Consider the following 3135-nt stretch of genomic DNA (forward strand, 5'->3'; position numbering starts at 1 on the left):
GTCGAGGAAAACACCCTGCAGGCTCAAATCTCTGCGATACGCAAGGCGTTGGGTCCCGATCGAGGGCTATTGAAGACGATCGCGGGTCGTGGCTATCGATTGCTCGGAGACTGGGTCAGTCAGCAGGGGGATTTCGCCGCCGCCGGCAGGCCGACTGCGGCACCGACCCGAAGTCATGTCAGCAATCTTACGGCGGCACCCAACGCGTTGATCGGCAGAAAGACTGCCGAGGTGCAATTATCAGAGCTGCTTACGGCCTATCGAATGTTCACCATCACGGGCCCCGGCGGTATCGGGAAGACCGTACTCGCGCAGGCGGTTGCCCGCAATCTGCTCGCGACTTTCGGAGGTGACGGCTTGCTCGTCGAACTGGCCTCGCTGTCGGATCCAGCGCTGATGCCATTTGCGGTCGCGAATGTACTCAGCCTTAAACAGGGCGGCGAGATTTCTTTCGAATCCATTGCGCGGGAAATCGGAGCAAGAAAACTCCTGCTGGTGCTGGATAATTGCGAGCATCTCATTGAGGGGGCCGCGCGGTTGGCTGAGGCGCTGGTACGATCCTGTCCAAATACGACGATTCTGGCGACCAGCCGCGAGGTGCTTCGTATCGACGGCGAGTATGTCTATCGTGTTCCCCCACTCGATGTTGCGGGACAGGGTGGGGGTGGGGATGGAGATGACGATATCCTCGGACGCAGCGCAGTGCAGCTTCTGATCGCCAGGACAAAGGCGTTGAACGCCGACTTCTCGCCGCGCGGGGAAGACCTTCAGCTGGTCGCTGCGATTTCGCGCCAGCTCGATGGCATCCCGCTGGCCATCGAATTCGCGGCGGCTCGCATCGCAACGCTTGGATTGCAACAGGTTTCCGTCCGCTTGCACGATCGCTTCAGCCTGCTGACCCGCGGCCTCCGAACGGCGTTACCACGGCACCAGACCCTGCTTGCGACCCTCGATTGGAGTTATGAACTGCTGTCTGAGACGGAGGCGCGGGCGCTGCGCCACATTGCAGTGTTCAACGGCGATTTTTCTCTCGATGCCGCTGCCGCAGTGATGGGAAATCTCGACGCTGTCACGGTCGCAGATAGCCTGGCAGGCCTGGTCGTCAAGTCGCTCGTCGCCGCCGACTTTCAAGACGGGGACGATCACTATCGTCTGCTGGACACGACGCGCGCCTACGCCCTCGAAAAGCTGCGCCGTGCGGGAGAGCACTGGGAAGCCGCACGTCGGCATGCGGAATACTTCCGGGAAGCCCTCATTCAGGCTGAGGCGGAAAGCAATTCCTCGCCACAGGCCGACTGGCAGAGACGCCATGGCCGACACCTCGGCAATGTCCGCGCCGCCCTCGAATGGGCATTCTCCGCGGACGGCGACTCGCAGGTCGGCGCGGCATTGACTGCCGCTGCAGTGCCGCTCTGGGTCCACTTGTCGCTGTTCGGCGAATGTCGCGAGCGCACCGAATTGGCGCTCGCGAAGCTCGACCATGGCGCCATGGGTCCAACACGCCTGCGCATGCAACTCTCGGCAGCCCTCGGCTGGTCGCTTACATATAGCCAGGGTCGCGCGCGGGATGCGGGCCCGGCACTCGCGATCACCCTCGAATTGGCGGAGCGGCTCGATGACAAGGATTATCGCCTGCGTGCCCTCTGGGGGCTGTGCGTCGACCAGTTCAACAATGGCGAATTTCTCAAAGCACTCGAGTTCGCTCAGCGTTTCACCAAGGCAGCCGGGAGCTCCGCGGATCCAACCGACTTGATGCTGGCGGATCGCCTTCTCGCCGTGTCACTTCACTTTCTCGGCGACCAACACGGCGCACGTCGCCACATCGATCGAGTGGACGCGTCTCTCGATCTCCTGGTCGAAAAGCCCAGGATTTTCCCGCTCGATCTGCGGATCTCGACGCACTATTTCCGCGCCCGCATCCTTTGGCTGAAAGGTCTCGCCGACGAAGCGCTGCGCCTCGTCGAGCACAACATCGAGGAAGGACGCGCCAATGGCCACGCCTTGACCTTCTGCAGTGTGCTGGGGCAGGCCGCGTGCCCGATCGCTTTCCTGGCCGGCGATCTCGACGCGGCGGAGCGCTACGGTGAAGTGCTGTTCGAACACACCGAGCGCCACGCGATACGGCTTTGGCGGCTTTGGGCTGGCTGTTTCAAGGGCATCGTCATGGCCAAACGCGGCGACATCGACGCTGGGCTGGGGCTGTTGCGGAGTGAAATCGATCGCGCAGGCGACGCCAGGTTCTTGCCACGCTTCCTCCTTCCGCTGGGCGAGTTCGCAGCCTGTCTCGGCGAAGCAAATGAAATCGAAAAGGGGCTTGCGGCGGTCGACGAGACCTTGGAGCGCTGCAAAGCCAGGCATGAACAGTGGTACGTTCCGGAGCTATTGCGCATCAGGGGCGAATTGATGCTGAAGGACCCGCGACATCAATCGGCCTCGTCGGCGGAACAATGCTTCACTGAGGCCTTGAAGCTGGCAAAGCAGCAGGGCGCGCTGTTCTGGGAGTTGAGGAACGCGCTAAGCCTTGCGCGACTCCGGGTCGGGCAGGACCGGAAAACCGATGCCAGGCAGATCCTTGAGCCGGTGTACGGGGCATTCACGGAGGGCTTTCAGATTGTCGACGTTCGCGAGGCAAAAACGCTGCTTGACCGGCTTGACGCTGACTAGCGGCCAGACATCGATGCACTCGGTCAACCTTGAGCGGTCCTGGGACGATCGCGGCGCCGCGAGCAATCCTAAAGCGCTATTTAGTAGCGCGAATAGACCCGCAGGCCCAAATCACTCTGCAACAGCAGCTTTGTTGGGGGCAAACAGTTTCTTGTTTCCGGGAATAAAGCTGTGGCCGGTTCGGTCTCCTCCCCAGGGCACTGAACAAACCTAAAAACGCAAGACAGAGAAAGCACGATCCATGGATATCAATCACAAGTTAATGGCGCTGGGCGTCGCATTTAGCCTGCTCGGCACCACGTCGGCGTTCGCAAGGCCGACGCCGCATTACGCAAATGCGTGTCGTTCGTATGAGCTAAGAACGGACACCGGTCATGTTCCGACAACAGAACAATCTGGCGCGACCGGCTGTCATCCGTCAGCCAGCGCGGTCAAAGATGACTGGCCGGCCGAGATGATCCTCGGGTGACA

2 protein-coding genes are annotated in these 3135 nt (G+C 61.2%); both read left to right on the forward strand.

Annotated features, from left to right (window positions below):
• The coding region (locus ABSG20_RS33435) for an ATP-binding protein (protein WP_423868714.1) at positions 1-2664 on the forward strand (2664 nt) is incomplete at its 5' end.
• A 241-nt stretch (positions 2665-2905) separates the two neighbouring features.
• Positions 2906-3133, forward strand: a complete 228-nt coding sequence (locus ABSG20_RS33440; RefSeq protein ID WP_423868715.1) for a hypothetical protein — start codon at positions 2906-2908, stop codon at positions 3131-3133.
• Positions 3134-3135: the final 2 nt, after the last annotated feature.

The sequence above is a fragment of the Bradyrhizobium sp. genome (genome assembly GCF_049512235.1).
Taxonomy (GTDB): Bacteria; Pseudomonadota; Alphaproteobacteria; order Rhizobiales; family Xanthobacteraceae; genus Bradyrhizobium.